The sequence below is a fragment of the Amycolatopsis sp. CA-161197 genome (assembly GCF_050942255.1).
GTDB lineage: Bacteria > Actinomycetota > Actinomycetes > Mycobacteriales > Pseudonocardiaceae > Amycolatopsis.
Genome location: NZ_CP192059.1, coordinates 8,277,399 through 8,302,382, shown reverse-complemented (window position 1 = coordinate 8,302,382; position 24,984 = coordinate 8,277,399). Strand labels below are relative to the sequence as shown.

Below are 24,984 nucleotides of genomic sequence, written 5' to 3'. Positions count from 1 at the left end.
GCTGGCGCGCATGGCCGTGCTCGCGGGCGCACCGCTCGAAGGCCCGCCGGACACGGTGCTCACGCACCTGGGCGTGCCCGCGTGGCGCGCCGAGGCGTCGGCGGCCGAGCGCGGATCTTCGAGCACCTGTCACGGGACCTGGCCGACGGCGCGCTGGGCGTCGGCGTGCTCGCGGGCTACGCGCCGCACCTCGATCCGGCCGAGTTCGTCGCCGTGGCGGAGCTGGCCGCGGAGGCCGGGCTGCCCGCGTTCACGCACGCGCGCCCGCTCGTGGAAGCCGACCCGGACGTGCCGGTCGACGGCGCCGAGGAGATCGCGCGCGTCGCGGGACAGACCGGGGTGCACCTGCACTACTGCCACGTGAACAGCACGTCGGGGCGCCACGTCGACCGCGTGCTCGGGCTCGTGGAGCGCTGCCGGCTCGAAGGCGCCGAGGTGACCACCGAGGCGTACCCCTACGGCGCCGGCTCGACGGCCATCGGCGCGGCTTTCCTGGCGCCGGAAGTCCTGGCGCGCCAAGGCATCCGGCCCGACTCGCTCGTGCTCGTCGGCACGGGGGAGCGCATCGCGGACGCCGCGCGTCTCGCCGAGGTCCGCGCGAGCACCCCGGGCGCGCTCGCGCTGCTGCACTTCCTCGACGAGGACGACCCGGCGCTGGAGCGCGCCCTGCTCTTCGAGGGCACCGCCATCGCGAGCGACGCCATGCCGCTGACGTGGACGGGCACCCGGCCGGACCCGCTGACGTGGCCGCTGCCGCCGGGCGCGCTCGGCCACCCGCGGGGCGCGGGTACGTTCTCGCGCGCGATTCGGCGGCTCTACCGGGAAAGCGGGAAGCTGACGTTGTCCGAAGCGGTCGCGCGCTGCTCGCTGCTGCCCGCGCAGGTCCTGGACGAAGCCGTGCCCGCCCTGCGGCGCAAGGGTCGCCTGCGCGCCGGCAGCGACGCCGACGTGGTGGTGTTCGACCCCGCGCGGATCGCGGACCAGGCGTCCTATGTGGACGGAACGCGGCCCTCGGTGGGGATCGAGCACGTGCTCGTGAACGGCACCGCGGTGGTGCGCGCCGGCTCCCTCGTGCCCGACGCGTTGCCCGGCAAGCCGGTCCGCGCCTGACTCAGGCGGCCTTGTTCCTGCGCAACGCGACCGCGGTGGCGACCGTGGCCACCGCGAGGACGAGGAACACGACCGCGGCGCCCGTCCGGTCCAGCGTCAGGTTCCCGACGAAGCCGATCAGCAGCGCAACGGTGAGGGGCGCCCACATGGCGGATGGTCCTTTCTCGCGGTAATGCTTGTCAAAGCTAAGCTTTACGGTACGGCGGGGTGGGTGTTCCGCGCATGATCAAGTGGCGCAAGGAAAACGTCAATTCCTGATCAGCGCGCACGGCGGCACCCGCGCGGGCCGGCGCGGTGGCCTCGGCGTGGACACCTTCGAGCTCGGGCACTCGGCGGCGCCGGTCCACGCGCGGGGCGACCCGGCCGATCAGGCGGTCGCCGTGGAGGACGGGCAGCACGTAGTAGCCGTAGCGGCGCTTGGTCTTCGGCACGTACATCTCCGTGCAGAACTCGAATCCCCACAACCGTTGCGTGCGGCCGCGGTCGCAGATGAGGTTGTCGAACGGCGAAAGCAACGTGGTGCGCGCCGTCCAGCCGCCGGCGGTGATCGCCTCCAGCAGCGCCGCGCGACGCCGAGGGCGCGCAGCGCGTGTTCCGCGCAGCGCGTCACGATCTCGGTCTCGGTCAGGGGTGCGGGCCCGAGGCCGGCGGGCAAGCACCGGAAAGCCAAGTCCCACAGGCGTTTCCCGCCGGTTCGCGAGGCCACCATGATCTCGCCGCGGAACCAGAGCACGTCGAGCATGCTCTCCACGTTGCGCCCGGTCGTCCAGCCGCCCGAGACCCACCCGGCCGCCGATCGGTCCTCGAACGCGCCGGCCGGCAGCGGGCCGGATTCGCGGAGCCGATCGCGGATGTGGTCACGCAAGGCGGCGTTGCCGTGGAGGAACTCGGCGACCCGGCGCCCGTACGCCGACTTCTCGGCCGGGTAGGCGCGAATCAGTGCCTGGTGCAGCGGGCTGCGCAGCACGAGGTGGTGGCTGTGCGCGACCACGCTGATCGAGTCGAGTTGCAGGCACCGCAGCGCGCCGAGGACCTCGCACACGTCGCGCGCCCCCGGCCGGCGGGCGTCCCGGGTGCGCAGTTCCACGCGGCTAAACCCAGCGCGACACGCGGGCGGTGAAAATCACAGGGAAATGCGGGTGCTGCTCGGTGGGGGCGCTGGGCGTGCAAGTGCGGGACCAGGGGGATGAGTGGTGCTGCAGGTCGGTTCGGTGGGTGATCGAAGCGGCGACGGTGCTCGCGGAAAAGTATTACTGTGGCGGCGTTGTCGTACTTCCACGCACTGCACAAAGGACTGTCCACATGCGCCTGTCAACCCGCAACCAGCTCGTCGGCACCGTGTCGGCGGTGAAGCCCGGCGCGGTCATGACCGTGGTCACGGTCCAGCTCGACGGCGGCCAGTCCGTCCCGCCTCGATCACCAAGGACGCCGCCGAGGAGCTGGAGCTCGAGGTCGGCAAGCCGGTGACCGCGCTGGTGAAGTCGACCGAGGTCATGCTCGGCGTCGAGTGACGTTTCGCCAGCTCGCGGCCCGAACCTGCTGACCAGCGGGTTCGGGCTTTTTTGTGCCCGTTTCCAGTCGTGCGTGCTAAGGTCGTTTCATGCCGCAACGAAATGAACGAGCAGACCTGGCCCGCGCGGTCATGGAGCTCATCGACACCGGCCACCGCCGGATCTCGCGGCACCTCGACCTGACGCGGGTGCGCGTGCTGGGCACCGTCGCGGCCCGGCAGCCCGTGCGGCCGAACGCGATCGCGACCGAGCTGGGGCTCACGGCGTCGGCGACCAGTCGCCACCTCGCCGCGCTGGAGGCGGCCGGGCAGATCGCGGTGGAGCCGGACCCGGCGGACTCGCGGACTTTCCTGGTGCGGCAGACGGAAACCGGCCGCGCCGACGCCGAAGCCACGGTCGCCGCCGGTGCGGCGGTGTTCGCCGACGTGATCTCCGGCTGGTCGGACGAAGACGTCACCGGGGCCCGCGAGCTGATCACCCGCCTGAACCAGGCGTGGTCGACCCGCGGCGACGCAGCTTCGGCGGCGCAGCGCGGGAGTGGGCCGCGCTGGCGGAGGAAACGCCAGGGTGATGAGGGGAGAAATGACTGCGATAGCTCCGGCCCGAATACCCGCCGTTGTGCAGGTTGCGCGGGGCTTGCTGGGCCTCGTGGCGGTGAGTCACCTGGTGGTGCCGCTGGTGATGTGGGCGCGCGAGGGGGCGGTGCGTGACGAGGTTGCGGCGGCGCATCCGGAGTTCGGGGTGGCTGAGGTGGCGCGCGCGGCCGATGTGGCGGTCGGGGCGGCGGTGGGGTTTCACCTGGTGCTGCTGCTGTTGTGCGTGGTGCCGGCGTGGAAGCTGAGGGGCGGGAGAGTGTGGGTGCGGCGGCTGGTGACCGTCTCGCAGTTGGCAGGGGTGCTGTTCAGCGTGTTCTCGTGGTCGTCCTCGGGGATGTTCCACGCGGTCATCCCGGTGCTCGGGGCGCTGCAAGTCGCGTCGGTGGTTCTGCTGTGGGTGCCGGCGGGGCGGGAGTTCTTCGCCGGTAGCCGGTAAGCGGTAGCCGAGCCCCGAAGGAGGAGGGGTTGACAAGAGTTAAGACGACCGGTCATATTCAAGTGGTGAGGCACGAGCCACCCGAGGATCGGAGTTACGGACATGAGTGACTTGCTGGACATCGCCGTCGAGGCGCACGGTGGGTTGAAGCGCTGGAACGAGCTGAACAGTGTGAGCGCGCACCTGCGCAACGGCGGGGTCGTGTTTCCGCTGAAGGGCCAGGCTGGGTTGCTCGACGAGATCGACGTCCGCGTCGAGCTGCATCGGCAGTTCACCAGCCACTCGCCGTTCGGCGGGCCCGGGCTGCGCACGGCGTTCCGCGGCGAGCACGTGGCGATCGAGAACGCGGCGGGCGAGGTCGTGGAGGAGCGCGACAACCTGCGCGCGTCGTTCGCCGGCCACACGTTGGAGTCACACTGGGACCGGTTGCAGACGGCGTACTTCGCGGGCTACGCGATGTGGACGTACCTGACCACGCCGTTCACGCTCACCCGTCCGGGCTTCCGCACCGAGGAGCTCGCGCCGTGGCAGGAGGACGGCGAGACGTGGCGCCGCCTGCGCGTGGAGTTCCCCGACGACCTCACCACGCACAACAAGGTGCAGACCTTCTACTTCGACGCCGACGGCCTCATCCGCCGCCACGACTACGACGCCGAGGCGGTCGCCGGCGGCCTCGCGGCGCACTACTCGTCGGAGCACCGCGAGGTCGACGGCATCGTGGTCCCCACCAAGCGTCGCGTCTACCCCGTCGGGGAGGACGGCAAGCCGGTGCCGGAACCGCTGCTGGTGTCGATCGACCTCAGTGAGATCAAGTTCGCCTGAGCAACGCTACAAGCCGCGCAGGAGCCGCAGCGGTGACTCCACGCAGTCCGCGATGAACCGCAGGAACCCGCCCGCCGTGCCGCCGTCGCAGACGCGGTGGTCGAACGCCAGCGTCAGCTCGGTGATCTTGCGCGGCACGACCTGGCCGTCGACGATCCACGGGCGGTCGATGATCCGGCCGATCCCGAGGATCGCGACCTCGGGGTGGTTGATGATGGCGGCGGAACCGTCGACGCCGAACACGCCGTAGTTGTTGATCGTGAAGGTGCCGCCGGTGAGCTCGGCGGGGGCGAGTGAGCCGGAGCGGGCGCGCTCGGTGCGTTCGGCGAGGGCGCCGGAGAGCTGTTCCACCGAAAGCTCGTGCGCGCCGGGCACGACGGGGACCACGAGGCCGCGGTCGGTCTGCGCGGCGAACCCGAGGTGCACGGCCGAGGGGATCACGATCTCGTCGCCGTCGAGGTGTGCGTTGAGCTCGGGGAAGCGACGCAGGCCTTCGACGGTGAACTTGGCCAGCAGGGCGAGGAGGCTGATCTTCGGCGCGCCGACGTCGGAGTTGAGGGCGGCGCGGGTTTCGAGCAGGGCTGTCGCGTCGACGTCGACCCAGACAGTCGCTTCGGGGATTTCCCGGCGCGAGCGGGTGAGCTTGTCGGCGACGGTCTTGCGGATGCCGCGCAATGGGATCCGGCGTTCGTCGGAGGCGGCAGGAGTGACGGCCGCGGCGATCGCTCGCTCGACGTCGGCGCGGCTGATGATCCCTTCGGTGCCCGAACCGGCGAGCGCGTGGATGTCCACACCGGACTGTTTGGCCAGCTGCCGCACCAACGGCGACACCACGCGCACGCGCTCGTTCACCGGCCGCGGCGCGGACACCACCGCGGCTCCGGGCCGCCGCGTGCCCCGAGCACGACGGGTCCGCCGCGCCTGAGCCGTACCGGTGCCGTATCCGATGAGGACGTTGCCGCTGCCCTCCGAAGTGGACGGAGAAGGCGTCACCACCCCCGGCTCCAGAAACGCCGGCGCCTCCTCCACCGTGATCAGCGGGCTGCCGACGGTCAGCACGTCGCCGGCCGCACCGTGCAGCGTCGCGACCCGGCCCGCGAACGGCACCGGCACCTCGACGCTCGCCTTGGCCGTCTCGACCTCCACCACCGTCTGGTCGACGGTCACGGTGTCGCCCACGGCCACGTGCCACGCGACGATCTCGGCCTCGGTCAGGCCCTCGCCCAGGTCGGGCAGCTTGAAGACGGCCATCACGCCTCCGTTTTCGTGAGCGGCGCCGCGTCGTCCCACTGCAGCCGCTCGATCGCGTCGAGCACCCGGTCGACGTTCGGCAGGTGGTGCTTCTCCAGGTTCGGGGCGGGGTACGGGATGTCGAACCCGCCGACGCGCAGCACGGGCGCCTCCAGGTAGTGGAAGCACGTCTCCGACAGCTGGGCCGCGACCTCGGCGCCGTAGCCGCAGAAGCGGCTGGCCTCGTGCACCACGACCGCGCGCCCGGTCCGCCGAACCGACGCGGCGACCGTGTCGAGGTCGAACGGGGCGAGGCTGCGCAGGTCGATCACCTCGGCGCTGTAGCCCTCTTCCTCGGCCGCCGCGGCGGCTTCGAGTGTGGTGCCGAGCGCGCCGCCGTAGGAGATCAGCGTGACGTCGGTGCCCGAGCGCCGCACGACCGCGCGGTCCAGAGTGGACGATCGGTGGTCGAGCCGCACGGTCTCCTTCTCCCAGTAGCGCCGCTTGGGCTCCAGGAAGATCACCGGGTCCGGGCTGTCGATCGCCTGGCGCAGCAGCGCATACGCGTCAGCGGGCGAAGCCGGCGTGACAACGCGCAGGCCCGCCGTGTGCGTGTAGTAGACCTCGGAGGAGTCGCAGTGGTGTTCGACGCCGCCGATGCCACCGCCGTAGGGGATCCGGATCACGATGGGCAGCTCGACGGCGCCGCGCGTGCGGTTGCGCAGCTTCGCGAGGTGGCTGGTGATCTGCTCGAACGCAGGGTAGGCGAACGCGTCGAACTGCATCTCCACCACGGGCCGCAGGCCGTTCATCGCCATGCCGATGGCCGTGCCGACGATGCCCGACTCGGCGAGCGGGGTGTCGAACACCCGCGTCTCGCCGAAGCGGGCGGCCAGCCCGTCGGTGACGCGGAAGACACCGCCGAGTGTGCCGACGTCCTCCCCGAACACGAGCACGCGCTCGTCCTCGGCCAGCGCGTCGGCGAGGGCGCGGTTGAGCGCGCCGGCCATGGTGACGGTGTCCGGTTCGGCGGCGGTGGCCGAAGTGGAATCCAGGGTCGCGGTCATTCTTCGGCTCCGAAGGAGAGTTCGGCGGTGAGGTCTTCGGCCTGGCGGCGCAACGCGGCCGTCGGCTCGGCGTACACGTGGCGGAACAGGTCCGCCGGGTCGAGCACGGTGTCGACGTTCATGCGCTCGCGCAGCGACGCGGCTTCGGTCTCGGCGCGCGCGGCGATCTCCTCGCGGGCGGCGTCGTCGAGCAGGCCGCGGTCGGTGAGGTAACGCTCCAGCCGCGCGATCGGGTCGCGGGTGAGCCAGGCCTCGACCTCCGCTCGGTCGCGGTAGCGGGAGGCGTCGTCGGCGTTGGTGTGCGACTCGACGCGGTAGGTGAGGGCCTCGATCAACGTCGGCCCGCCACCGGCGGCGGCGCGCGCGACGGCCTGCTCCACCACGGCGTGCACGGCGGCCGCGTCGTTGCCGTCCACCAGCACCGACGGCATGCCGTAGCCCACGCCCTTGTGCGCGAGCGAAGGCGCCGCGGTCTGCTTCGAAAGCGGCACGCTGATGGCGTAACCGTTGTTCTGCACCAGGAACACCACCGGCGACTGCCACACGGCCGCGAAGTTCAGCGCCTCGTGCGTGTCGCCTTCGCTGGTGGCGCCGTCGCCGAGCAGCACCAGCGCGACGGTGTCCTCGCCCTTGGTCTTGGCGGCGTGCGCGAACCCGACGGCGTGCAGCGTGTTCGTGGCCAGCGGCGTGCACTGGGGCGCGACGTTGGCGCGGTACGGGTCATAGCCGCAGTGCCAGTCGCCACGCAACAGCGTGAGGACCTCGACCGGGTCGACGCCGCGGGCGACGACGGCCATCGAGTCGCGGTAGGTCGGGAAGAGCCAGTCTTGCGGACGCAACGCGAGGATCGAGCCGATCTCACCCGCCTCCTGGCCGCGGGCGGACGGGTACACGGCGAGGCGGCCCTGCTTGGTCAGCGCGGTGGCCTGCGCGTCGAAGCGGCGGCCCGACACCATCGCGCGGTGCAGGCGCAGCAGCACGTCGTCGGCCGGCATCTCCAGGGCGGGGTCGGCGACGGGCGCGCCGTCGGCGGTGATGAGGCCCAGGGGCTCGTCGCTCGGAAGGAAGAACGACGCGGCGGTGCGTTCCGTGGTGGTCACCGGCAGCTCCGATCGACGGGGAACAGGGGAAGACGTCTAACGCCGATCTTCGCTCCGCACCGATCAGGGATCCAGGTATCCACGGCAAGTGTGGAACAATGGCTCACCCGCTCACAGTGAGCCGGATTATTGGCTTCGGGAGGTGCCGGGATGTCCGAGCCGGGTGGACGAATGGCGGCCGCCCTCGACGAGGTCGACCTGAAACTCATCGCCGAGCTCAAGGCCGACGGGCGCGCCTCGATGCGGGCGCTGGCCGAGCGCGTGCACATTTCGCGAGCGGGTTGTTACACGCGGGTGGAGCGGCTGCACCGCGAAGGCGTGATCACCGGGTACGCCGCGGTGACCGATCCGCGGCGGATGGGTCAGGGGCTCGCGGCGTACGTCTACCTCAAGGTCACGCAGAACTCGTGGCGCACGGTGAGCGCGGCGCTCAAGAGCATCCCCGAGATCGAGCACGGCGGGCTCGTCTCGGGGGACAACGACCTCATCCTGTTCGTCCGCACGAGCGACGCCGACAGCCTGCGCGACCTGGTCTTCGAACGGCTTCAGGCGATGCCGGACGTGCTTTCGACGCACACGGTGCTGGTCTTCGACGAGCTGTGAGGCCTCAGGAGACCAGCGAGTCGAGCAGCTTCAGGCGTTCGGCCGACGGCGAGCCGGGCTCGGCGCCGGAGAAGATGATGCGCTGACCCGTGTCGTCGGGCATCCGCAGGCTCTCCTCGTTGAGGGTGAGCCGCCCGACGAGCGGGTGGTCGTACTCGCGGACCGAGTGCAGGCACTCCGCCACGGGGTGCGAGGCCCAGATCCGCGCGAACTCCGGGCTGTGGATGCTGAGCTCGCCGATCAGCTCCGCCATCTTCGGGTCCTCGGTCTGCTCGCCGGTGGCCATCCGCAGGTAGGAGGCCGCGTTGCGGGCCTGGCGCTCCCAGTCGACGACCAGGTCGCGCATCGCCGGCTCGAGGAACATGTGCTTGGTCAGGTTGGGCCGCGCGGTGCGGTCGATGCCCAGCAACGCGAAGCCGAGCCGGTTGCCACCGAGCAGGTCGGTCCGCCGGCCCACGATGATCGCCGCCTGGTCGAGGTTGCCCTCGACCAGCGCGAGAACCGAGTCACGCACCATTTCCGGGCCTGCCTCCCGCCGCATCACCTGGGCGGGCCAGGCCAGGCGCAGCAGGTGCATCCGCTCGCTTTCGTCGAGGCGCAGCGCGTTGGCGATGGCCTCCATCACCGAGTCGGACATCTGGTGGCTCTCGCCCTGCTCGATGCGGGTGTAGTAGTTCACGCTCACGCCGGCGAGCTGCGCGACCTCTTCGCGCCGCAGCCCGGGGACGCGCCGCGGGGTGCCGTAGGTCGGGACCCCGGTCTCCGCGGGCGTCAGCGCCGCCCTGCGGGAGCGCAGGAAGTCCCCGAGTTCGGTGTTGCGCTGCTCGCTCATGACCCGATTCTCCTTCGGCGGCTCGCCCGCTGCCGTCCCCTCGTGTGGGTACCCAGCGCGTGGCGAGGTGCGGTTGCCGCGGTGGTTACAACATCGGGGCATGACGAAGTATTCGGTCACCCTTGGACTGGACACGTTCGGGGACGTGCTTTCCGACGACGGCGGCACCCCCGTCAGCCACGCCGAGACCATCCGCGGCCTGGTGGAGCACGGCGTGCTCGCCGATCACGTGGGTCTCGACTTCTTCGGCATCGGTGAGCACCACACGGTGGACATGCCGCTCTCGGCGCCCGACGTGGTGCTGGCGGCCGTGGCGGCGCGCACGTCACGCATCCGGCTGGGCTCCGCCGTCACGGTGCTGAGCTCCGACGACCCCGTGCGCGTCTTCCAGCGCTACTCGACCCTCGACGCGCTCTCGCACGGACGCGCGGAGGTGATCCTGGGCCGCGGGTCGAGCACCGAGTCGTTCCCCTTGTTCGGCTACGACCTGGGCGACTACGACGAGCTGTTCGACGAGAAGGTCGACCTGTTCTCCCGCCTGCTGGAGGAGAAGCCCGTGACGTGGTCCGGCCGGCTGCGGCCCTCGCTGAACGGCCAGGAAGTGGTGCCGCACACGGAGACGGGCCCGATCCCGGCGTGGATCGGCGTCGGCGGCAGCCCCGAATCGGTGCTGCGGACGGCGAAGTACGGCATGTCGCTGATGCTCGCGATCATCGGCGGCCCGGCCGCGCGGTTCAAGCCCTTCGCGGACCTGTTCCGCGACGTGCAGCGCCGGCTCGACAAGCCGCAGAAGGCGATCGGTCTGCACATGCCCGGCCACATCGCCGACAGCGACGAGGACGCGATGGAGGAGCTGTACCCGCACTACGTCGACGTGCTCACCCGCGTCGCGCGCGAACGCGGGTTCCGGCCGCCGTCGCGCGAGCAGTTCCTGGAGGAGGTCTCCGAACGCGGCGCCTGGCACGTCGGCTCACCGGAGACGGTGGCGCGCAAGATCGCCGCGTCGCTGAAGACGGTGGGGGCCACGCGGTTCGACCTGAAGTACGGACTGGCCGGGCTGCCGCGCGGGTCGGTGCTGCGCAACATCGAGCTGTACGGGACTCGCGTGGCGCCGATGGTGCGGGAGCTGATGGCGGAGTGAGCCGTGGCCGCAAAGGTGCCGCGGCTCAGTCCGCGGCGCCTTGGTCGTAACCCACCAGGAAGGCCATCGCCCCGGTGAGGGTCGTCCTGCCGAGGAACATGCCGGTGCGCCGGGCGAACTGGGTGAAGTACTCGCGATCGCTCATCTCGAGCAGATTCGGCATCCCCCGGTTCTGCCTCAGGAGCGCCGGACGCGACCGTCAGACTTGCGGCGGGAGGGCCGGGCCCGTGGTGCCGAGTTGTTCCTGCGCCACCACTTCCGGCACCGGCCACGTGATTCCCGGCGGCGGGAACTTCTGCCCGGTCTTGGCGAGGAAGTCGGCGGGCGGTTCGTACATCGGCGGCTGGACGCCGTCCGGGATCATGCTCTTCCAGTTCGCGTCGCGGGTGCGTTCGGTGAACTCCTGTTGCATGCGCCGGAGCAGCTCGGGCTGCGTGATGAGGTCGACGGCCGTCGCGGCGAGGTACTTCGCGGCGGAGAGCGCGGCCTGGTGGCCGATGTTGGTGGCCGCCGTGGCCGTGACACCCCAGTTGTGGTTGGGCAGGCCCGGCGGGAACGTGGCGATGAGCGCGGTGACCTTCGGGGTCCGCCAGCTCACGTCGGCGGTGTCGACGGACGGGCCGCCGAGGAACACCGGGTCGGGTGCGGTGAGCGGCACGAGTTCGGTGGGCATGCCGATCTCGGGCTTGCCGAGCGAGCGCTGCAGGGCTTTCGCCAGGTCGTGGTCGGCGGCCGTGAACCGCGGCGGACCGATCTTGGTCATGTTGTCGTTGAGGACCTCGGCCGCGACCTTGTTGCCCAGCGAGTTCCACGTGCCGGAGTGGAACTTGTGGATCAGCTTCGTCTGGCTCGCCTGCGCGGCGGCGTTGGCGCAGGCCACGATCTTGTCGTAGAGCACCTGCGCGCGACCCGGGCTGCCTTCGCGCACGAAGAACCAGATCGAGCACATGTCCGGCGTCACGTTGGGCGCGCCGCCGCCGTTGATGATGGCGTAGTGGAAGCGCCCGGACGCCGCGACGTTCTTCTCGCGCAGGAACTCGCTCATCGTCGCCATCAGCAGCGCGCCGTCGAGGCCGCTCTTGTTGCCCAGCGGCGTCGCGCCGTGGCCGGCCGCGCCGAGGAAGGTGAACGTGGCCGACATGAGGGCCGACGTGGTGCCCCAGTCGGCGCGGGTGACGGTGAACGGGTGCCAGTCGAGGTACCCGTCGAGGCCCTCGTAGAGCCCGGCTTTCGCGCTGTACGGCTTGCCGACGAGTTGTTCCTCGCCGCTCGCGCCGAACACCTTGAGCGTGGCGACGAGCCCGTTCTGCTTCATGGCCTTGCTCACGGCGATGGCGGCGCCGATCGAGCCGGCGCCGAGGGTGTTGTGGGCGTCGCCGTGGCCGGCGCCGTAGCTGGGGCCGTAGGCGTCATAGTTGTAGACCAGCGGGTCGTGCGTCGAGACGCCGGTCTTCTGCGAAAGGCCTGGTAGCGCGTCGTATTCGGCGTTGAAACCGAGGACGGGCTTGCCGGAGCCGTAGGTGGCCACGAACGCGGCGGGGAAGCCGCCGGCGCCCCATTCGATCGTGAAGCCGTTGCGCCGCAGCAGCTCCGCCGAGTCGAGCGCGGAGTTCCACTCGCGCAGCGACAGCTCGGCGTGGGACCAGACCTTGTCCGACAGGCCGGTCACCGCGCTCGCGTTGTCCCGGAGCCAGTTCAACGCGGTCGTCTTGCCGGGGCTGTCCTGCGCCACGCCCGTCGGCGCGGTGTACGTGGCCGGGTCGACGCCGATCTTCTCGTCGTAGCCCAACGTCGCACCGAGTACCGGATCGGCGGTGTACATGGCCGCCAACGTGGCCGCCCCCGTGACCCCGAACGCCTGCAGTGCTCGGCGGCGTCTCATCTGGTAGTCCGAACCCATGACTGTCCCCTCTTCGACTTGTGTGACGAGCCAAAGAGATCTGACCGGCAAGCGATCCCGGCGACAATGGTCCGGACAAAAGAAGTGCCCGGCCGGGCGCGGTTGCGCGCCCGACCGGACATCACCGCGGGATCAGCGGAACAAACCAGAGCCGAGTGTGTGGCTGTTGAAGAAGTTCCAGATCACGTCCTGGGCCTTCACCGTCTGCGTCGCCGAGCCGGGGCCGCTGTCCACGAGCTCGCCGGGCCAGGTGTGGCCGGCGCCGAGGATGCGGTAGTGGGTGACGGAGGCGTTGACGGCGCAGTTCTGCCACGAGAACTGGATCACGTCGGAGCCGATCGGGGTGCTGACCGGCGTCGCGGCGCAGTGGTTGTGGTTCGCCCAGTTCTGGGCCCAGTCCATGAGGTTGGGGATGGGCTCGCTGTGGCTGGTGCCGCCGTTGTACTCGATGGTCGGGTCGGCCGTGCCGTGGAAGTCGACGATCGGGGCGGGGACGCTCGACGAGCAGCCGACCGTGGTGCCGGGGTAGAAGGCGCCGGCGATCGTGGCGAAGGCGGCGATGCGCATCGGCAGCTGGCAGGCCAGCAGCGACACGAAGCCGGCGCCGTTGGACTTGCCGGTGGCGAAGATGCGCAGCGGGTCCACGCACAGCGTCGCCTGCAGGTGGTCGAGCAGGTCGCCGACGAAGCGGACGTCGTCGACGCCCGGCGCGGCGTACGGCGCGCTCTGCCAGGCGCGCTGGTCGGCTTCGCCCTTGGCGCCCACGGGGTAGACGGCGATGGTGTCGAGGCCGTCGATGCCGGAGAACTCTTCGATGTCGCTGCCGTCGCCCTTGCGGCCGTGGAACGCCATGACCACGGGCATCGGGTGACCCGGCTGGTAGTTCGCGGGCAGGTGGATCAGGTAGTCGCGGGAAAGCCCGCCGGAGGTGATGGTCTGCGTGACCGTCTGGCCGAGCGGCAGCGAGGTCGAGTGCGCGGTGCAGCCCGTCGAAACCCGGGGGTAGTTGCGCACGGAGGGGGTCGCGGACGCGGTCTGCGGGACGACCGCCGTGGCGGTCAGCGCAAGCGCGGCGACAGCGGCGAGCTTGGCGAATCTCATTCAGAGCACCTCGTCGAGGAAGGACCGGAGCCGGTCACTGCGGGGGGACTCGAAGAACTCGGTGGGGTGGGCGGCTTCCACGAGCCGTCCTTGGTCGAGGAACACGACCTGCTCGGCGACCTCACGGGCGAACCGCATCTCGTGCGTCACCACGATCATCGTCATGCCGCGGGAAGCCAGGTCGCGCATCACGGCGAGCACGCCTTTCACGAGCTCGGGGTCGAGTGCGGACGTCGCTTCGTCGAACAACATCACCTCGGGGTTCATCGCCAGCGACCGCGCGATGGCCACGCGCTGCTGCTGACCGCCCGAGAGCTGGGAGGGCCGGCGGTTCTCGTACGCCGCGAGCCCGACCGCGGCGAGGTTCGCCCGCGCGGTCTCCACAGCTTCGTCGCGAGACACGCCGAGCACCTGCTGCTGGGCGAGCGTCACGTTGTCGAGCACCGTGTGGTGCGGGAACAGGTGGAAGTTCTGGAACACCATGCCGACGCGGGTGCGGATGCGGTCGACGTCGGCGCCCTTGTCGGTGATGGCCTGGTCGCCGATGAAGATGCGCCCGGCCGTCGGGATCTCCAGCAGGTTGGTGCAGCGCAGCAGCGTCGACTTGCCGGAACCCGACGGGCCGATGATGCACGTGGTGGTGCCGCCCGGGGCTTCGAGCACGATGTCGTGCAGCACCGGGGTGTTCCCGAAGGTCTTGTCGATGTGCTCGTAGCGGACGGTCGTCCCGGTGGTGGTCACGGCGTCGGCCGCCGCGGTGCTCGCCCGCGTCATACGAGAGCCTCCTCGGTGCGCACGGCCGCCGGCGTGGTCGCCGCGGCGGGCCGGCCTTCGCGCATCCGCTTGTCCCACTTGTTCACCACGTAGGTGAGCGGCACGGTGATCGCGAGGTAGAACAGGCCCGCGGCGACCAGCGGTGAGAGCGAAGCGTTGTTGGTGGACGTGTCCTGGGCGATCGCGAACATCTCCCGCTGCCCGGCGGCGAGGCCCAGCAGGTAGACCAGGGCCGTGCTCTTGATGACCAGGATGAACTGGCCGGTGAGCGCCGGCAGCACGCGCCGGAACCCGATCGGGATCACGATGAGCCGCATGGTCTTCGTGTGCGACATCCCGAGGCTGCGCGACGCTTCGACGATGCCCTTGTCGACGCTCTGGAAGCCCGAGCGGAAGATCTCCGCCATGTAAGCGCCTTCCATGAGCCCGATCGCGAGCGCCGCGTAGCCGTAGGTCCAGTTGCCGAACATCGTGAGCCCGGCCAGTGGCAGGCCCTGGCCGATGAGGTAGATGCTCAGGATGTGGGGCAGGCCGCGCAGGATGTCGACGTACCAGCGGCAGGGCAGGCGCAGCACGCGGAAGCGGGACATCAGGCCACTGGCGAGGAAGATGCCCACCACGAGGCCGATCGCGCTCGCGAGCACGGTGAGGAACAGGGTGTTCAGCAGCCCCTCCTTCAGCAGCGTGGGGAGCGTGCTGCCGATGAGGTCGAGGTCGAAGAACGTGTCCCAGATTTGTTTCAGACCGTCCATGGCGCTGTCCTTTCAGGACCCGTCGGCAGCGGTGACGCCGGGGCGCTGCTGCATGCCGGGGTAGGCCTTGAGCATGTCGTCCGGGATCGCGACGCCCTTGGGGTTCCACTTGTCGAACAGCTTCGTGTACGTGCCGTCGGCGATCACGGCCTTGAGCGCGTCGTCGAGCGCTTTCTTCAGCTCGGGCTTGTCCTTGGCGACCGGGAACGCGGTCATGCCGCTGGTGATCGCCGGCGAGGCCTGGTAGTCCGGGTGCTTCTCCAGGAGGTCGTTCGTGGTCGCGACGCCGGTGAACAGCCCGTCGACCTGGCCGGCGGTGAGCGCGTTGGAGCTGGCCGCGATGTTGGGGAACTCCTTGACCGTCACGGTCGGCACGCGCTTCTTCACGAGCGGGATCAGCTCGCTGCCGCGGGTGATCGCGATGGTCTTGCCGCCCGAAGCGTCCACAGTGGTCAGTGGCGCGCTCTTGCGGGAGATCAGCTGCGCCTGCCCGTAGTTCACCGCGGTGGTGAAGTCGGTGACCTCCTGGCGCGGCGGCGTGACGAGCGTGCCGAACGCGGCGGAGTCGTACTTGTGGTTGCGGATGTTGGGCAGCATGCTCGCGAAGTCGGTCGCGGTGTAGTCGGCGGTCAGGTTCATCTTCTGCGCCATCGCCTGCGTGAGCTCGATGAGGAAGCCGGCGGGCTTGCCGCCGTCGATGAACGACGTCGGCTTGTCGTCGGAGCGGAAGGCGAAGTGGACCTTGCCGGGGGTGGCGGTGCCGAGCGGGTTGGCGGCCTGGTCGTCGCTGCCACCGCAGGCGGTCAGCGTGAGGCCGGCCGCGAGCACGAGGGTGGCCACTCCGAGACGGCGTCGGGTCGGGGCGGTCATGGCGTCTCCTGGGGAATGCGGGTGAGGGTGGGGGCGGACTGGCGTTCCGGCAGGTCGAGGAACTCCTGCAGGAAGCCGCTGATGCGCTCGACGGTGGCTTCCACCAGCCGAGCACCGATCTCGACGGACGACTTGGTGGCGTCGCCGAGCGTGCCGGTCTTGCTCAGGTCGTGATAGGACTGTGGAAAGTGGATCCCCGGCCGCGAGCGGCTGAGCTTGCCCGCCTGGTCGAGGTCGTCGAAGGTGGAGCTGCCGGGGGTGAGCCGCTCGGGGAGCACGAGGTCCGGGTCGGCGAACATCGCCTGCGAGGTCTCGATTTCGCTGGAGTGGCCGCCGATCCGGCTTTCGGACAGCTTCGACACGAGGTCCGAGACCACGGGCGTGATCCCGCTCCACGCGATGTGCAGGTCGGGCAGGTCGGTGCGCAGCCGCGTGACGGCGACCTCGACCGTGGCGTTGTTGCCGCCGTGGCCGGTGAGCACGTAGACCTTGCGCCAGCCGTGGCGGTGCAGGCTGGTGACGAGCTCCACGATCACCTGCTGCAGCGTGATCGGCGACAGCGTGAGCGTGCCGGGGAAGGCCATGTGGTGCTCGGAGACCCCCACGGGGATCACCGGGGTCACCACGACCTTCGGTGAAAGGTGTTGCGCCACAAGGTCTGCGACGACCTCGGCCCGGGTGGTGTCGGTGCGCTGCGCGAGCCCGTGGCCGTGCTGCTCGGTGGCTCCGAGCGGCACGATCGCCACGGGGGCGTGCGGGCGCAGGTCGTCGATCTCGGGCCAGGTGAGATCGGCGAGGCGGTGTGAACGTGGTGCGATCGGCATGGTGTCTTTCCCGGTCATTCGGCCCGCCCGAGCTGGCGGGCCACTTCGGTGCGGAGTTGTTCGAGGTGGTGGCGGGTGTGTTCCTCCGCGGCGGCCGCGTCGCCGGAGCGCACGGCGTCGAAGATGGCGAGGTGCTCCTCGTAGTCGCGCCGGCGGTCCTCGATGAGGGCACGCAGGGCTTTCTGCTCCCGGCCACGCGCGGCGAGCAGCGAGTCGACGACCTCGAAGAGCACCTGGTTGCCCGAACCGCCGGCGAGCTCCCGGTGGAAGTTCAGGTGCGGCCGGTGGTCGGTGCTGTCGCGCTTGGCCGTGTCGAGCGCGAGCTCCAGGCGCTGCAGGCTTTCCTCACTGCGGTTGATCGCGGTCAGCGCGGCGATGCCGGGCTCGATCGTGAGCCTGGCGTCGACGAGCTGGAGGATCAGCTCGTCCTTCATCGGCGCGGAGTTCGGGTTCGGCATGAGCGTGCGGTGGACGCCGTCGCCCACGTAGATGCCCGAGCCGTGGCGCATGCGGACCGCGTCGGTGGTCTGCAACCGGCGCAGTGCTTCCCGGATCGTCGGCGTGGTCACGGAGAACCGCTCGGCCAGCACGCGCACGGTCGGCAGGCTGTCGCCCGGCGCCAGTCGCTCGTCGGCGATCAGCTCCAGCAGCCCCGCCACGAGCTGTTCGGACAGCCCGGGTTTCGGGTGCGCTTCGGTCATCGGTGACTCCGTTCTGCGAGTGAATTGACTAAATCACTTGCTCAATTTGAAGTCAAGGATTTCGCGACGAACGTGCATGAGCGCAGTTCGGGAGGGTTTGGGGCGATCTTCGAGCGCGCGGGCTACGCCGTGCCGGCGGTGGCGAGGCGCCGCGCGGCGATGTCCTTCGCGGTGCGTTCGAAGGCCTTCAGGTCCGGCGTCGGCGTGCCCGCGGCGCGGCCCAGCACGAGCGTGGTGCCGGCCTGGCCGACGACCGGAACGGCCACCACGGCGTCGCCGATCCGGCTCGCGGCGCTCTCGCCGACAACGACGACGAGCTGGCCGAGCGCGACGCGGTCGACGATCTCGTCGAGCGACACCGGCGGGCACGTCGCGCGGTAGGCGTCGACGCGGCGCAGCTCGTCGAGGGGGACGGCCGCGCGCGTCGCGAAGGGATGGGACGCGGGCAGGAGGGCGACCGGCGATTCGACGGCGAGCTCCGTGGTCGCGAGTCCGGTGGTGTCCGAGGACGCGCAGAGCACGGCGACGTCGGCGGTGCCTTCGCGCAGCGCTCGGGTCTGGTCGGTGGTGAACAGCAGCTCGACCGGTGCGGCGGAGGGGCGGTGCGCGTAGGCCTCGAGCAGATCGGACAGCAGGCCCGCTCCGGTGCCGGAGCGGACGGCGACCACGAGGCTCGCCGGCCGGGCCGCGCGCTGGGCGCGCCGCACCGCGGTGTCCACGGCGGCCAGCGCCGCGCGGCTCTCGGCGAGGAAGACCTCGCCGGCTTCGGTGAGGGAGACGCGACGGCTGGTGCGGTCGAACAGCCGCACGCCGATGCGCCGTTCGAGCCGGGCGATCGCACGCGAGAGGGGCGGCGCGGCGATGCCGAGCCGCTCGGCGGCACGGGCGAAGTGCAGCTCCTCGGCCACCGCGACGAAGTAGGCCAGCTCGCGCGTCTCCAGGCGATCCATACCTCCAGGGTAATGATCGCCGCCCGGACGGTCATCGTTCCGCAGGTCACGCGGGGGTTGGCTGGAAACGTCCCCCAGAGAAAGGCCATTTCCGTGAGTGACGAACGCGCGGTCCAGGGGGTCCTGGCCCGCTATGTCCGCGCGACCGACCGGCGTGACGGCGCCGCGCAGGGCGCGCTGTTCACCGACGACGCCGAGGTCCGGATCCACGTCCGGACCGGCCCCGGCACGTACGAGCAGATCGGCGAGCCGTTGATCGGCGGCGCCGGGGTGCGGTACGCGGTGGAGAACTTCATGAAGCCACACCCCGAAGGCGGCACCGGGCACCACGTGACGGCGGACCACCTCATCGAGGTCGACGGCGACCGGGCGCGGTTGTCGGCGCAGTACGTGGTGTTCGAGACGCGCACGCTGCCGTCGCCGGTGGTGCGGCCCATCGAGTCGGGCTACTACGAGACCGAGCTGCGCCGCGTCGAGTGGAAGATCTCCCGCCACGACGTGCTGGGCGATCTTCCGCTGGAGCCGGAGGCGTGAAAGCCGTGGTGCACCACCGGTTCGGCGGGCCGGAGGTGCTGGAGCTCGCCGAACTGCCGGACCCGAAGACGAATCTCGACGGCGTGCTGGTGCGCGTGAAGGCGGCGGCGCTGAACCCCGCGGACCTCGGCGTGCAGGCCGGCGCGATGGCCGACGCCCTCGAAACGTACTTTCCCGCGGTGCCGGGGTGGGACATCGCGGGCGTCGTTGAGCGAGCGGGTCCGGCGGCGCCCGAGTTCTCCCCTGGCGACGAGGTGATCGGGTACGTCCGCGGGGACGTCGCCCATCGCAATGGCGGGTACGCGGAGAAGGTGGCCGCCGACGTGCGGATGTTGGCGCGCAAGCCTTCTCGGCTGTCGTGGGCCGAGGCGGCCGGGTTGCCGCTGGGTGGGCTGACCGCGTTGCAGGCGGTTCGGGCTCTCGGCTTGTCCGCGGGTGAGACGCTGCTGGTGCACGCGGCCGCGGGTGGCGTGGGTTCGCTCGCGGTGCAGCTCGCGGTTTCGCGGGGGGTGCGGGTGATCGGGACGGCTTCGGAGGCGAATCACGCGTATCTGCGGTCGCTGGGTGCCTCGCCGGTTGGCTACGGCTCGGGTCTTGCCTCGCGGGTCCGCGCGCTGGCTCCGGGTGGTGTCGACGCCGTGCTCGACACCACCGGCCGGGGCGCCCTTTCGTCCACTCCGGACCTGGCCGCGCCGGACGTGCGGGTCGCGTCGATCGCGGAGTTCTCTTTCCCCGGCACCATTCCGGTGTTCGCTCGCCTCGACGGGCGGGACCTGCTGACGTTGGTGGAGCTGGCCGAGGCGGGCACGCTCTCGGTGCGCGTGGCGCGAACGTTCCCTCTGGACCAGGCGGCCGAGGCGCAGCGGTTGCTGGCTGAGGGTCACGCGCCGGGGAAGGTCGTGCTGGTGTGCGACTGACCCGGCGAGGCGGCGCGGACCGGGGCTGTGGTGAGGGGAGTCAGGCGGAACACGCTTCCTGAAGCGGTGATCGCTCAGTCGGGTTCGGCGCGGGCGTGGTTCACTCGGCGCCGGAACTCAGGAAGCGAGTCGAACCATGGTGCGCATCACGGCGCCGGGCTGGAGTGTTGACGTCGGGGACGACGAGGTGGTGTTCGGGCGTGCGCTGCGGCCCGGGGAGGGCGAACCGGACCTGCCGCGGGTGTGGGCTGGGCGGGGGCTCGGGCTGCGCGACGAGGACGTGCCCGCGTTCGTGGGGGCGCTGGGTGAGGTGATGGCGACGGCGCAGTTCTGGCACGCGCCGCGGTCCGGAGCGGGGCGCGGCAGCGAGCAGATCTGGTCGGTTCCCCTGACGCGTAACGGGTTCACGTACGTCACCGGACCGTGCGGACGGTGGAACAACACCGCGGGGCACCGGCCGGCGGAGACGTTCTCGGTGGCACTGGCCGACGTGCGCGGGCTGCGGATCCGGCTGGCGGCGCACCTGCACACGGGGTGATCACGCCCGGCGTTTGACCAGGAAGACCGCGTGCTGGATGTGGCCGTCGACCGGGCCGGACTGGTCGGTCAAGCGGTAGCCCGCGCGTTCGTACATCGTGATGTTGCGCTTGCTCGCGGCGCCCGTGAAGAGCTCGAAGCGGTCCGCCGACGCGGGCGCCTGGCTCTCCACCTGCTCCAGCAGCCGCCGGCCCAGGCCGTGCCCGGCGAGGTCGGGCGCGACCATCAGCCGCCCGACTTCCCAGGCGCCGTCCTCGAGCCGCCCGCGCACCGCGCCCACCAGGCGCGGACCCTGCCGCAACACCCACACGCGCCACGTGCGGATCCACTCGCGGACCTCGTCGAGCGTCTCGTGGAGCGCGGGGATCTCCAGGGTGTTGTTGAGCAGGGCTTCCTGAACCCAGCAGCACCGCTGCAGCACCATCAGTTCGGCGGCGTCGTCGGCGGTCGCTTCGAGGAGGCGGAGGTTCACGATGCCTGTTTAGCGGTCGGGAGGCCGGCAGCGCAATCGAGTTCGAGCGGCGTTCGGGAACGGTCCCCGCGGCGGACGGTGATCGGGCAGGATGGGTGCCATGGGGGACAACGATTCCGACCGCACGCCCGGGACAGCTCGCGAAGACGAGGTGATGCCGGCTTTGGTCCAAGCCATCGTCCGGGAGGCGCCGCGCGTGGCGGCCGCGGTGCCGGTGACGGCCGCGGCCGCGCTCGGCCGATGGCGTGGCGGGCAGGAACACCGCGCGCGGCCCGGGGAGCCCGAAGCGATCCGGGCCTTGCGGGGGCTGCCGGTCTGGATCGTGGAACGCGTGCACGGGGCGCTGGAGCTCACCGTGCGCGCATTGCCGCCGGTGGCGGGCGCCGCGGCGGGTCTGGGCGACCGCGTTACCGGGACGTTCGCCTTCGGGTCCTTGAACACCGAGGCCGAGGCGTTGCGCGAAGCCCGATTCTTCGATACTTCCCGGCCGGGTGCGGTGGAGGTGATCGCCGGCCTGGTGTCGCGGCTGGTCGAGCACGAGGCCGTGGCCGGGTCGCTGGGTGCGGACGCAGCGGGCGACGAAGAGGCGGTCGCCGCGGCGCACGGGGCGGCATACCTCGCGGTGGCCGTGGTGACGGCGGCCGGCGTGCTGGGCGATGCCGCGTACGACAAGGTCGCCGCGCAGATCGGGCTCGGGCTGGGCGTGGCGTCGGCTCTTCTGCCGAGCCGGAGCATGCCCGTGGTGTACGAGGAGGCGGTGCTTGCCAAGAAGCGCGCCGAGTACCGCTTGCCGGCCTTCGGCTCTATGCAGGTGGCCGTGCGCGACCACGTGTTCGCACTGGCCGAGGGACCGGTCGCCGAGCCAGGCGAATTCGCGGACAACGGACTGGTCGAAGTCGTCGACGGTGGAGTGCTCGTGCGGACCGGGCGGGAAACCGGGGTGCTGGAAGTCCGGATGCGGGTACTCGCCGAGCCACCGGCGAAGATCGACACGCAGGGCTGGCACGAGGTTGCGGAGGTCAGCTGGCCGGCTCGCCGCGGCGACGCGACCTTCGTGGGACCGAAGCACTACAACCACCGTCGGATCGCGACACCGCCGCGGCCGGGTGACCTGCGGGTGCGGGTGTACGCGTACGGCCGCGACGACGTCGAGACCGAGAACTACGAGCTGGTCGTGTGGGAAGCGCCGCCGGCACCGGCCGTGGTCCACGCGCGAGCCGACCGGCTGGGCCACCGGCTGCGCGGCGAACCGGAGCCCCCAGGGGTCGACCTACCCGAGGCGGCGTACCGGTGGGTCAGCCAGAGTGCACTGTCGGAGGGAGCGACCGTGACTGTGGTCGTGGGGCTGACGCTGCGGGAGGTCTTGCAGGCGTTCGGCGCGGACATCCGGGAGCCGGAACCGATCGAGGACCTGCTCGACTCGGACCTCGAGTTCGGCCCCTGGGTGACGGCGTCCGAAGTGGACGGAATCGTGCTGGCCATCGAGGAGAACGGGATTCGTGGCGCGCAGCGCGAGGTGCTGGCCGAACTGTCGCGAGAAGGACGCGCCGCGAGCATGTTCTGGAACGTCAACGCCGTCAGCCGGCTCTCCTTCGCTCGCGACGGCGAACTCCTCGCCTCGGACGAACTCGGCCGCTCGCTCGGCGACGATCCGGAAGTGGCCGCCGCCGTCGAGGGGCTGGACTTCCACGATTGGCGGGACCGGTATGAGAAGGGCCTGGTGGCCGTCGAGCGGTTCACCGGCCGGGGGCTCACGGTGGAGGACTTCGACGAGATCCAGGAGGCCGGCATGGGTTATCCCTTGGCGGACCTGTGACGGCCGGGCGGGTCACGCCATCGGGGTGAGGTGACACTGGAGGGCATCAACTTCGAAGCACTCCGTGCCTTCGTCGCGGTCGCCGAGGAGGGGCAGTTCCGGCTGGCGGCCGGGCGGCTGGGGATCAGCCAGCAGGCCGTGTCGAAGCGCGTGGCGGGGCTGGAGGGCGAGCTGGGGGTCGTGCTGTTCGAGCGGGTCGCGGCCGGGGCGTCGCTGACGGCGGACGGGCGGACGTTCCTGCCGCGCGCGAAAGCCGTGCTGAGTGCGGTCGCCGAAGCGGTGGAGTCGGTTCAGCGGGAGACGCGGCCGTTGCGGGTCGACGTGCTCGGGCGGCGGCTGGCGGCGGCCGAGCTGTTCCGGGAGTTCCACCGCGACCACCGTGAGGTGCCGATGGAGATGCTCACGTCCGGCGGCGCGGCCGAGACGCTGCGGGAGCTGCGCGCGGGCGCGGTCGACGCCGGGTTCACGTACCTGCGTGAGCCGCCGGAGGGCCTGAAGCACGTGTACGCGTACCTAGAGCCGTTGCAGATCGTGGTCGGGCCGGAGCACCCGCTGGCCGGGCGGCGGGAGGTGCGCCTGGCCGAGGTCGCCGAGCACCGCGCGTGGGTGCCGGGGATCCGGGGCGGCAGCGAGTGGGAGGGCTTCTACGCCGAGCTGTCGGCGGAGTTCGGCGTGGACGTCGACCCGGCCGGGCCGAACTTCGGGCTCGAAGCGCTGCTCGACACGCTGGCGGAGTCGCGCACGCTGCTGACGTTCGTCGGCGAGAAGATCCGCATCGCGTGGCCCGAGCGGCACGAACTGCAGCGCATTCCGGTGGTCGAGCCGGTGCCGTGTTACCCGTGGTCACTGGTGTGGCGTCCGGGGACCGGTCACCGCGGGCTGGCCGAGCTGGTCGCGTTCGTGCGGCGCGGGTGGGCCGGCCCGGCCGGAGCGAGCTGGGTGCCCGGCCACGTCCGCCGTGATTTGGTCAAGGGCGCGCGATCATCGTGAAGCCGGCGCCGAACGGGTCGGTCACGGTCGCCATCCGCCCGTACGGCGTCCCCTCCACTGAAGCGACTTCGCCGCCCGCGGTGCGGACCTTGGTGGCTGCTGCGTCGGCGTCGGCGACTTCGAACGTGGTGGCCCAGGCCGAAGTGGTGGCGTCCCGGAGGGTGAAGATGCCGCCGACCTCGTGGCCGTCGGGCCGGCGCAGGAAGGTGAAGTCGGCGTCGGGCAGGTCGGCGTTGCCGTCGAGCGTGAAGCCGAAGACGGTGCAGTAGAACTTGCGGGCGTCGGTCGCGTCGGGAGTGACGAGGTCGTTGCGCACGAGGGTGTCGGGCTCGTTGACCAGGCGGGCGCCGGGGAAGGCGTGCCCCTCCCACAGACCGAACGGGGCGCCGGACGGATCCACGGCGAGCGCGGCTCGGCCGCGGTCCCCGACGTCGTGCGGTTCGCGCAGCAGCGTCCCGCCGGCCGCGGTGACGGCTTCGGCGGTGGCGGCGCAGTCGTCCGTCGCGAGGTGGACCTGCCAGCCGGGCAGGGGGTCGGCCGCGTGGTGCAGACCGGCGACGGGGAGGCCGCGCAGGAGGCAGTCGCCGCCGTCGAAGTCCCAGCCGAAGACGGCGCCGTAGAAGGCCCGCGCGCGATCGAGGTCGGGCACGGCCAGGTCGATCCAGGTCGGCGTGCCCAGCGGCTGGTTGGTCTCGACGGGGCTCATCGGAATCCTTTCGACGTCGTGGTTGCGAACGGTAGAACCCCATCCGGCCAGTTTCCGGCCTGATTTGCCCGGTTCGCGGCTACCCTGGCGTCCTCGACGCGGAAGGGGTCCCTCATGGCAGAGCTGGTGCGCACCGACGGCGGCTTCGCCCTCGTGCTGCGCCGCACGTTCGCGACGTCACCCGAAGACGTCTGGGCCGACGTGACGCAGCCGCACCGCACGGCGCTGTGGTTCGGGCCGTGGGAAGGCGAAGGCGCGCCCGGGAAAACGGTCCGGGTGCCGATGGTGTTCGAGGAGGGCAAGCCGTGGATCGACATGCGCGTCGACGCGTGTGAAGCACCGCAGCGGCTGGCGTTGCTGGGCATGGAGGACGCCGGCGGGTGGCCGATGGAGCTGCTCGTGTCCGAAGTGGAGGACGGGACCGAGCTGCGGCTGGTGCACCACCTGACGAGCACCGACGGGATCGGCGAGATCGGGCCCGGCTGGGAGTACTACCTCGACCTGCTGGTCGCCGCGCGCGACGACTCGGTGCGGCCGTCGTTCGACGAGTACTACCCGGCGCTGAAGGCGTCGTTCGAGGCGTTGCGCGCGTAGTTCGGGGAGTCACACCCCAGCATGTGGGATCGGGTGGCACAACGCCTGGCCGCCACCGCATTCTGGAGTGTCGCTCCGACTACGAAATGGCAGGCAGG

At 71.0% G+C, this 24,984-nt stretch carries 28 protein-coding genes and 2 pseudogenes; 14 read left to right on the top strand and 16 right to left on the bottom strand.

Annotated elements, in window-relative coordinates:
* Positions 1-165 precede the first annotated feature (165 nt).
* Positions 166-1,110, top strand: a complete 945-nt coding sequence (locus tag ACQPXB_RS39110; protein WP_432846733.1) for an amidohydrolase family protein — start codon at positions 166-168, stop codon at positions 1,108-1,110.
* 1 nt (position 1,111) lies between these two features.
* Here ACQPXB_RS39110 and ACQPXB_RS39105 read toward each other — a convergent pair whose 3' ends face one another.
* Positions 1,112-1,258 carry a hypothetical protein gene (locus ACQPXB_RS39105; RefSeq protein WP_432846731.1) on the bottom strand — a complete coding sequence of 49 codons (147 nt, stop codon included), beginning with the start codon at positions 1,256-1,258 and terminating at the stop codon, positions 1,112-1,114.
* A gap of 37 nt (positions 1,259-1,295) precedes the next feature.
* A pseudogene (locus ACQPXB_RS39100) lies at positions 1,296-2,077 on the bottom strand (DNA glycosylase AlkZ-like family protein).
* A gap of 335 nt (positions 2,078-2,412) precedes the next feature.
* On the opposite strand from ACQPXB_RS39100, the pseudogene ACQPXB_RS39095 reads away from it, so the two are divergent.
* The 5 genes and pseudogenes from ACQPXB_RS39095 to ACQPXB_RS39075 form a co-directional block, all read left to right on the top strand.
* A pseudogene (locus ACQPXB_RS39095) lies at positions 2,413-2,472 on the top strand (hypothetical protein); the annotation flags it as partial.
* A gap of 53 nt (positions 2,473-2,525) precedes the next feature.
* Positions 2,526-2,621, top strand: coding sequence for a TOBE domain-containing protein (locus ACQPXB_RS39090; RefSeq protein WP_432856960.1), 96 nt, complete (start codon positions 2,526-2,528; stop codon positions 2,619-2,621).
* 89 nt (positions 2,622-2,710) lie between these two features.
* Complete coding sequence (locus tag ACQPXB_RS39085) at positions 2,711-3,331, top strand: MarR family winged helix-turn-helix transcriptional regulator (protein WP_432846730.1); 621 nt, start codon at positions 2,711-2,713, stop codon at positions 3,329-3,331.
* Positions 3,288-3,653, top strand: a complete 366-nt coding sequence (locus ACQPXB_RS39080) for a hypothetical protein (protein WP_432846728.1) — start codon at positions 3,288-3,290, stop codon at positions 3,651-3,653. Before ACQPXB_RS39085 ends, ACQPXB_RS39080 begins: the two co-directional genes overlap by 44 nt.
* A gap of 102 nt (positions 3,654-3,755) precedes the next feature.
* Entirely contained in the window at positions 3,756-4,475 is a 720-nt protein-coding gene (locus ACQPXB_RS39075; RefSeq protein WP_432846727.1) for a hypothetical protein, read from the top strand.
* A gap of 6 nt (positions 4,476-4,481) precedes the next feature.
* Here ACQPXB_RS39075 and ACQPXB_RS39070 read toward each other — a convergent pair whose 3' ends face one another.
* From ACQPXB_RS39070 to pdhA, 3 genes are read right to left on the bottom strand one after another with little or no spacing between them, the layout of a single operon-like run.
* Positions 4,482-5,726: a dihydrolipoamide acetyltransferase family protein gene (locus tag ACQPXB_RS39070; RefSeq protein ID WP_432846725.1), complete on the bottom strand. Its 1,245-nt coding sequence runs from the start codon at positions 5,724-5,726 to the stop codon at positions 4,482-4,484.
* The gene (locus tag ACQPXB_RS39065; protein WP_432846723.1) at positions 5,726-6,772 is read right to left on the bottom strand and encodes an alpha-ketoacid dehydrogenase subunit beta; all 1,047 of its coding nucleotides are present in this window, start codon (positions 6,770-6,772) and stop codon (positions 5,726-5,728) included. Before ACQPXB_RS39065 ends, ACQPXB_RS39070 begins: the two co-directional genes overlap by 1 nt.
* A complete protein-coding gene (gene pdhA, locus ACQPXB_RS39060) occupies positions 6,769-7,872 on the bottom strand; it encodes a pyruvate dehydrogenase (acetyl-transferring) E1 component subunit alpha (RefSeq protein ID WP_432846721.1) in 1,104 nt (367 codons plus the stop codon). Before pdhA ends, ACQPXB_RS39065 begins: the two co-directional genes overlap by 4 nt.
* 150 nt (positions 7,873-8,022) lie before the next feature.
* Here pdhA and ACQPXB_RS39055 point away from each other — a divergent pair, with 150 nt between their 5' ends.
* Complete coding sequence (locus tag ACQPXB_RS39055; RefSeq protein ID WP_360595072.1) at positions 8,023-8,475, top strand: Lrp/AsnC family transcriptional regulator; 453 nt, start codon at positions 8,023-8,025, stop codon at positions 8,473-8,475.
* A gap of 4 nt (positions 8,476-8,479) precedes the next feature.
* On the opposite strand, the gene ACQPXB_RS39050 is transcribed toward ACQPXB_RS39055, so the two are convergent.
* Positions 8,480-9,307: a helix-turn-helix transcriptional regulator gene (locus ACQPXB_RS39050; protein ID WP_366583139.1), complete on the bottom strand. Its 828-nt coding sequence runs from the start codon at positions 9,305-9,307 to the stop codon at positions 8,480-8,482.
* A gap of 100 nt (positions 9,308-9,407) precedes the next feature.
* Here ACQPXB_RS39050 and ACQPXB_RS39045 point away from each other — a divergent pair, with 100 nt between their 5' ends.
* Positions 9,408-10,448: an LLM class flavin-dependent oxidoreductase gene (locus ACQPXB_RS39045; protein WP_386947214.1), complete on the top strand. Its 1,041-nt coding sequence runs from the start codon at positions 9,408-9,410 to the stop codon at positions 10,446-10,448.
* 199 nt (positions 10,449-10,647) lie between these two features.
* Here ACQPXB_RS39045 and ACQPXB_RS39040 read toward each other — a convergent pair whose 3' ends face one another.
* The 8 genes from ACQPXB_RS39040 to ACQPXB_RS39005 all read right to left on the bottom strand — a co-directional run bounded on the left by ACQPXB_RS39040 (position 10,648) and on the right by ACQPXB_RS39005 (position 18,320).
* The gene (locus ACQPXB_RS39040) at positions 10,648-12,348 is read right to left on the bottom strand and encodes a hypothetical protein (protein WP_386947216.1); all 1,701 of its coding nucleotides are present in this window, start codon (positions 12,346-12,348) and stop codon (positions 10,648-10,650) included.
* Between the two features lie 132 nt (positions 12,349-12,480).
* Positions 12,481-13,449 carry an alpha/beta hydrolase family esterase gene (locus ACQPXB_RS39035; RefSeq protein ID WP_432846718.1) on the bottom strand — a complete coding sequence of 323 codons (969 nt, stop codon included), beginning with the start codon at positions 13,447-13,449 and terminating at the stop codon, positions 12,481-12,483.
* Positions 13,450-14,223, bottom strand: a complete 774-nt coding sequence (locus tag ACQPXB_RS39030; protein ID WP_366583144.1) for an amino acid ABC transporter ATP-binding protein — start codon at positions 14,221-14,223, stop codon at positions 13,450-13,452.
* Positions 14,220-14,975 (bottom strand): amino acid ABC transporter permease, encoded by a 756-nt coding sequence (locus ACQPXB_RS39025; protein ID WP_366583145.1) that lies wholly within the window; start codon positions 14,973-14,975, stop codon positions 14,220-14,222. The genes ACQPXB_RS39030 and ACQPXB_RS39025 overlap by 4 nt, the downstream gene beginning before the upstream one ends.
* Positions 14,976-14,987: 12 nt before the next feature.
* Positions 14,988-15,845 carry a transporter substrate-binding domain-containing protein gene (locus tag ACQPXB_RS39020; protein WP_432846716.1) on the bottom strand — a complete coding sequence of 286 codons (858 nt, stop codon included), beginning with the start codon at positions 15,843-15,845 and terminating at the stop codon, positions 14,988-14,990.
* Entirely contained in the window at positions 15,842-16,687 is an 846-nt protein-coding gene (locus tag ACQPXB_RS39015) for a creatininase family protein (protein WP_432846714.1), read from the bottom strand. The genes ACQPXB_RS39020 and ACQPXB_RS39015 overlap by 4 nt, the downstream gene beginning before the upstream one ends.
* Positions 16,684-17,370, bottom strand: coding sequence for a FadR/GntR family transcriptional regulator (locus tag ACQPXB_RS39010; RefSeq protein WP_432846712.1), 687 nt, complete (start codon positions 17,368-17,370; stop codon positions 16,684-16,686). The genes ACQPXB_RS39015 and ACQPXB_RS39010 overlap by 4 nt, the downstream gene beginning before the upstream one ends.
* Positions 17,371-17,492: 122 nt before the next feature.
* Positions 17,493-18,320: a LysR family transcriptional regulator gene (locus ACQPXB_RS39005; protein ID WP_432846710.1), complete on the bottom strand. Its 828-nt coding sequence runs from the start codon at positions 18,318-18,320 to the stop codon at positions 17,493-17,495.
* Positions 18,321-18,413: 93 nt separating this feature from the next.
* Here ACQPXB_RS39005 and ACQPXB_RS39000 point away from each other — a divergent pair, with 93 nt between their 5' ends.
* The 3 genes from ACQPXB_RS39000 (at position 18,414) to ACQPXB_RS38990 (ending at position 20,309) form a co-directional block, all read left to right on the top strand.
* The gene (locus ACQPXB_RS39000) at positions 18,414-18,854 is read left to right on the top strand and encodes a nuclear transport factor 2 family protein (protein WP_432846708.1); all 441 of its coding nucleotides are present in this window, start codon (positions 18,414-18,416) and stop codon (positions 18,852-18,854) included.
* Positions 18,851-19,771 carry an NADP-dependent oxidoreductase gene (locus tag ACQPXB_RS38995; protein ID WP_432846706.1) on the top strand — a complete coding sequence of 307 codons (921 nt, stop codon included), beginning with the start codon at positions 18,851-18,853 and terminating at the stop codon, positions 19,769-19,771. The genes ACQPXB_RS39000 and ACQPXB_RS38995 overlap by 4 nt, the downstream gene beginning before the upstream one ends.
* Before the next feature lie 136 nt (positions 19,772-19,907).
* A complete protein-coding gene (locus ACQPXB_RS38990; RefSeq protein WP_366583151.1) occupies positions 19,908-20,309 on the top strand; it encodes a hypothetical protein in 402 nt (133 codons plus the stop codon).
* On the opposite strand, the gene ACQPXB_RS38985 is transcribed toward ACQPXB_RS38990, so the two are convergent.
* Positions 20,310-20,780: a GNAT family N-acetyltransferase gene (locus ACQPXB_RS38985; RefSeq protein ID WP_366583152.1), complete on the bottom strand. Its 471-nt coding sequence runs from the start codon at positions 20,778-20,780 to the stop codon at positions 20,310-20,312. It abuts the gene before it with no gap.
* 100 nt (positions 20,781-20,880) lie between these two features.
* Between ACQPXB_RS38985 and ACQPXB_RS38980 the strand changes: the two genes are divergently transcribed.
* Both ACQPXB_RS38980 and ACQPXB_RS38975 read left to right on the top strand, forming a co-directional pair.
* Complete coding sequence (locus ACQPXB_RS38980) at positions 20,881-22,596, top strand: DUF6461 domain-containing protein (RefSeq protein WP_432846704.1); 1,716 nt, start codon at positions 20,881-20,883, stop codon at positions 22,594-22,596.
* A 30-nt stretch (positions 22,597-22,626) separates the two neighbouring features.
* The gene (locus ACQPXB_RS38975; RefSeq protein WP_432846702.1) at positions 22,627-23,586 is read left to right on the top strand and encodes a LysR substrate-binding domain-containing protein; all 960 of its coding nucleotides are present in this window, start codon (positions 22,627-22,629) and stop codon (positions 23,584-23,586) included.
* Here ACQPXB_RS38975 and ACQPXB_RS38970 read toward each other — a convergent pair.
* On the bottom strand, positions 23,564-24,292 hold the full coding sequence (locus tag ACQPXB_RS38970; protein WP_366583155.1) for a VOC family protein: 729 nt from the start codon (positions 24,290-24,292) through the stop codon (positions 23,564-23,566). The two genes, ACQPXB_RS38975 and ACQPXB_RS38970, sit on opposite strands and share 23 nt — an antisense overlap.
* 114 nt (positions 24,293-24,406) lie before the next feature.
* On the opposite strand from ACQPXB_RS38970, the gene ACQPXB_RS38965 reads away from it, so the two are divergent.
* Positions 24,407-24,886 (top strand): SRPBCC family protein, encoded by a 480-nt coding sequence (locus ACQPXB_RS38965; protein ID WP_432846701.1) that lies wholly within the window; start codon positions 24,407-24,409, stop codon positions 24,884-24,886.
* The last annotated feature ends 98 nt before the right edge of the window (positions 24,887-24,984 follow it).